General features: G+C 45.9%; 6 protein-coding genes. All 6 read left to right on the forward strand.

The features are described from left to right. Positions 1–203: 203 nt before the first annotated feature. Positions 204–866 (forward strand): uracil-DNA glycosylase, encoded by a 663-nt coding sequence (locus WEIDD23_RS08530; RefSeq protein ID WP_010369957.1) that lies wholly within the window; start codon positions 204–206, stop codon positions 864–866. A 125-nt stretch (positions 867–991) separates the two neighbouring features. Further along, positions 992–1,969, forward strand: coding sequence for a phosphate acetyltransferase (pta, locus tag WEIDD23_RS08535; RefSeq protein ID WP_010369953.1), 978 nt, complete (start codon positions 992–994; stop codon positions 1,967–1,969). A 127-nt stretch (positions 1,970–2,096) separates the two neighbouring features. Further along, positions 2,097–2,564 (forward strand): tRNA (adenosine(37)-N6)-threonylcarbamoyltransferase complex ATPase subunit type 1 TsaE, encoded by a 468-nt coding sequence (tsaE, locus tag WEIDD23_RS08540; RefSeq protein ID WP_010369951.1) that lies wholly within the window; start codon positions 2,097–2,099, stop codon positions 2,562–2,564. 1 nt (position 2,565) lies between these two features. Further along, positions 2,566–3,075 carry a GNAT family N-acetyltransferase gene (locus tag WEIDD23_RS08545; RefSeq protein ID WP_010369949.1) on the forward strand — a complete coding sequence of 170 codons (510 nt, stop codon included), beginning with the start codon at positions 2,566–2,568 and terminating at the stop codon, positions 3,073–3,075. Between the two features lie 19 nt (positions 3,076–3,094). After that, positions 3,095–3,628, forward strand: a complete 534-nt coding sequence (locus WEIDD23_RS08550; protein ID WP_010369947.1) for a 3'-5' exonuclease — start codon at positions 3,095–3,097, stop codon at positions 3,626–3,628. A gap of 17 nt (positions 3,629–3,645) precedes the next feature. Beyond that, on the forward strand, positions 3,646–4,303 hold a 658-nt coding region (locus WEIDD23_RS12780; RefSeq protein WP_082778322.1), incomplete at its 3' end, for an FAD-binding protein.

Genomic DNA, 4,303 nt, shown 5'->3' on the forward strand with positions numbered 1-4,303 from the left:
GAGCACTTTTATCAAGAATTTTTAAACGATTACCAGTTTGTCCCATTTCTCCGGTAATATAGTATGCAATAGTCCCCAATTCGTTGGTGACCAGACTCATGCCTGTTGCGGCATGGGTGACTTGTGTTAGATATAATTCACGCATGTGGGCACCCCCTTAGCCCTATTATATAGTTAAACCAAATAAAATGTGAGGCATAACCATGGCAGATTTAACCGACACCGACTGGCTGCAACCTTTGACTGAGCGATTAGGGCAGTCGTATTTTGATGCAGTCCAGCAATTTTTAAAAACAGTTTATGCGAGTGGGGCAGTTTATCCAGCTCGTGAGAATGTTTTCGCCGCTTATCGGGCAACACCACTCAGCCAAGTGAAGGTCGTTATTCTTGGGCAAGACCCATATCCGAATCCAGATCAGGCACAAGGCCTTAGCTTCTCGGTGCCTGCCGGCATGGCATTACCAAAGTCACTTGTGAATATCTACAAAGAATATGTCACCGATTTGAATCAGCCAGCACCACGGACGGGTGATTTGCACGCCTGGGCTGAGCAGGGCGTGCTTTTACTGAATACAGTCCTAACAGTGCCCGCTCATCAGGCAAATGGGCATGCTGGTAAAATTTGGGAACCATTGACCGACGCCACCATTAGTTTGGTTGCCCAGCAATCGCAACCAACCGTTTTTATTCTGTGGGGAAAACCAGCGCAAAAGAAGGTCCCGCTAATCACGGGTCCAAATAACTTGATTTTGCAGGCACCACATCCAAGCCCGTTGTCAGCCTATCGTGGGTTCTTTGGGTCACGCCCGTTCTCACAAGCGAATGCCTTTTTAGAGGCCAATCAGCAACAACCAATTCGGTGGTAATGATTTCTGTGTGAAAAAAATCACAAAAATTGTCACTTTTGACTAGTAAACAAAAGCGATATTTGTCATAATAAGGTTGTAATAAAAAACGCTATCAAGCTATAAAAAAACGGAGGTTTTCCATCATGGAACTCTTTGAGCAATTGTCATCACAAATTAAGGGCCAAGGTAAGACTTTGGTATTCCCAGAAGGTGAAGATGTACGTATTCAAGGCGCAGCAGTTCGTTTGGCTGCGGAAGAATTGGTAAAGCCAATCTTGTTGGGAAGCAAGGCAGCTATCGAAGCGACTGCGGCAGCAAACAACTTTGATTTGTCAGGTTTGCAAATCATTGATCCTGCAGAATACCCAGCAGATGCACGTGAGAAGATGGTTGATGCTTTGGTTGAACGTCGTAACGGTAAGACGGATGCGGCAACTGCTTCAAAGTGGTTGGAAGATGTTAACTACTTCGGTACGATGTTGGTTTACCTTGAAGTCGCTGATGGTATGGTTTCTGGTGCAACGCACCCAACTGGGGACACAGTTCGTCCAGCTTTGCAAATTATCAAGACGGCCCCAGGTTCATCACGTATTTCAGGTGCCTTCGTGATGCAACGTGACGACGAACGTTACATCTTTGCAGATGCAGCGATTAACATCGATATCGATGCCCAAACAATGGCTGAAATTGCTGTGCAATCAGCTAACACGGCCAAGGTCTTTGGAATTGATCCAAAGGTTGCAATGTTGAGCTTCTCAACGAAGGGATCAGCTAAGGCCCCACAAGTTGATAAGGTTGCTGAAGCAACGCAATTGGCTAAGACGGCTGCACCTGAATTGGCTATCGATGGTGAGTTGCAATTTGATGCAGCGTTTGTTGAATCAGTTGCAGCTGCTAAGGCCCCTGAATCAGAGGTTGCTGGTCACGCGAATGTCTTTGTCTTCCCAGATTTGCAATCAGGTAACATTGGTTACAAGATTGCGCAACGTTTGGGTGGCTTTGAAGCAATCGGACCTGTCTTGCAAGGTTTGGCAAAGCCAATTTCAGACTTGTCACGTGGTGCAAATGAAGAAGATGTCTACAAGGTAGCCATCATCACGGCTGCACAAGCTTTGGCATAATGATTAAATAATAACTAGAAACGCAAATTTGCCACGTGCAAGTTTGCGTTTTTTGTTGCCCTGAAACGGTCAGTTGACTCCCTTTTTCACCTGTAATATGCCTGTTAAAAATGGTATACTTGACATTATGAGATTAACAGTAAACACAGTTGAAGAAACACAAACGCTAGCGGCCCGACTAGCAAAACTGGTTCAACCGGGTGATACAATTTTGTTGAATGGTGATCTGGGTGCTGGTAAGACAACCTTTACACAAGGTTTGGCGCGGGCGCTTGGTATCCGTCGTCCTTTGAAAAGCCCAACTTTTACACTAGTACGCGAGTATCAAACTGAAAACTTTCCCCTCTATCATTTAGACGTCTATCGTTTAGGTGAAGAGGGTGGCGGTGATGAATTAGGTTTGGCAGAATACTTCGGTGGTGAAGGAGTCGCATTAATCGAGTGGTCAGAGTTTATTCAATCAGAATTGCCTCAAGATGTGCTCATCATTGATTTGGCACGCCTTGACCAGGATGAGACGGGACTATTACGGACGATATCAGTGCGAGCTACCGGGCCTCGTTCAGAAGCTATTTTAGCTGCTTTGGAGAAATAACATGGAATTAATGATTCGACCAGCTGAAGGTCGTGATGCCGAAAAGTTGCTGGCGTTGCTACATCAATTACAGACAGAATCGACAACTTTTATGGTTGCGCAAGATTTAGAAACGATTGATGGGGTTACTGAGGCGGATAATATCAGTTTTCTGCAAGCAACCACGAATAATATTATTTTAGTGGTTGCTAGTGATGAAGACGATTTGTTTGGTTTGATTTCGGCGGCTGCGATTCCAGGCAAGCCACGCGAAGTTGAAGTCGGCGTCGCCGTATTGGCAGCATACCAAGGATTTGGCCTTGCACAAGCACTGATTGATGAAATGCTGACTTGGGCTCGCGAGTACAGTACGGTTGATGTCATTCGTTTAACCGTTCAAAGTCATAATGCGCCAGCAATTCATATTTACGAAAAGGTGGGCTTTACCCGCGTACCTAATTCGGAAACGTTGGTAGAAAATAGTGTGGGCGAACAGGTGCCAGCGTTTGATATGCTGTTAAACTTGAAGTAAATAATGGGGTGCACGATTTATGAATTTTGTCGCAATGGACTTTGAAACCGCGAGTGCCCAACGCCATAGTGCTGTTTCAATGGCACTTGTTGTTGTACGTGACAACATACTCGTGGATGAATTTTATACACTAATTAAGCCGGAATCGTATTTTGATGCCCGAAATACTAAAATTCACGGCATTACGGAAGCTGATGTTGTTGATGCGCCAAAGTTTCCAGAAGTATGGGAACAGATTAAGCAGTTTTATACCGCTAATCAACTTGTCATCGCGCACAATGCACCGTTTGACAACGGGGTACTACGTGAGACATTAGGCCACTATGGCATTTCAGCCCCACATTACCTGTCATTAGACACGGTGCGGACGTCACGCAAGTTGTATCCACAGCTACCAAATCACAAGCTGAACACGGTAGCCGATGCCTTGCAAATTGATTTGAAGCACCACCACAATGCCTTAGATGATACCGTTGCAGCGGCTCGAATTTTGGTAACGCAAGCCGAACAGTTTGGGGTCGATCCTTTGAAGCAACTGGTTAAGGTAATTTAACGAGGAAAATAAGAGAGATGAACACAAATGAACTTATAACAGCCTTTCCAGGGCTAGACATTCGTCAACATGTGGCTTTATCTGCGTACACGAATACGCGTGTGGGCGGTGAAGCTGATTTGGTATTTTGGCCCCGGACGGTCGCTGAGTTACGTGAAGTGGTTGCTTATGCAACTGCACATGACGTACCGATGACGGTGTTGGGCAATGCCTCAAACTTGATTATTACAGACGATGGGTTGCGCGGCCTCACGATTTTCGTGACGAAGCTGAATGAGGTGGCCGTGTCAGGCAACCGCATTAAGGCAACCGCTGGGGCAACCATTATTGATGTTACGCAAATTGCCCGTGAGCACAGCCTGGCTGGGATTGAATGGGCCGCTGGTATTCCTGGTTCAGTCGGTGGTGCGGTCTTCATGAATGCGGGCGCATATGGTGGCCAAGTTGATGGGTGGCTTGAATCAGCTGAAGTCATCACACCAGCTGGTGAAATCAAAAGCTATAGCAATGCCGACTTGCAGTTCAGCTACCGTCATAGTTTGGTCCAAGATACAGGCGATGTTATCATTTCGGCAACGTTTAAGCTCCAACCAGATGATGGGGCAGCAATTGAAGCACGTATGGAAGACTTTAATCAAAAGCGAGCTAGCAAGCAACCATTGGAGTTTCCATCGT

Source organism: Weissella sp. DD23 (genome assembly GCF_001579105.1).
Taxonomy (GTDB): domain Bacteria; phylum Bacillota; class Bacilli; order Lactobacillales; family Lactobacillaceae; genus Weissella; species Weissella cibaria.

What these genes read in the sequence shown, in the direction of transcription:
- WEIDD23_RS08530 (WP_010369957.1), top strand. Translation starts at nt 204, where the DNA reads ATGGCAGATTTAACCGACACCGACTGGCTGCAACCTTTGACTGAGCGA.
- pta (WP_010369953.1), top strand. Translation starts at nt 992, where the DNA reads ATGGAACTCTTTGAGCAATTGTCATCACAAATTAAGGGCCAAGGTAAG.
- tsaE (WP_010369951.1), top strand. Translation starts at nt 2,097, where the DNA reads ATGAGATTAACAGTAAACACAGTTGAAGAAACACAAACGCTAGCGGCC.
- WEIDD23_RS08545 (WP_010369949.1), top strand. Translation starts at nt 2,566, where the DNA reads ATGGAATTAATGATTCGACCAGCTGAAGGTCGTGATGCCGAAAAGTTG.
- WEIDD23_RS08550 (WP_010369947.1), top strand. Translation starts at nt 3,095, where the DNA reads ATGAATTTTGTCGCAATGGACTTTGAAACCGCGAGTGCCCAACGCCAT.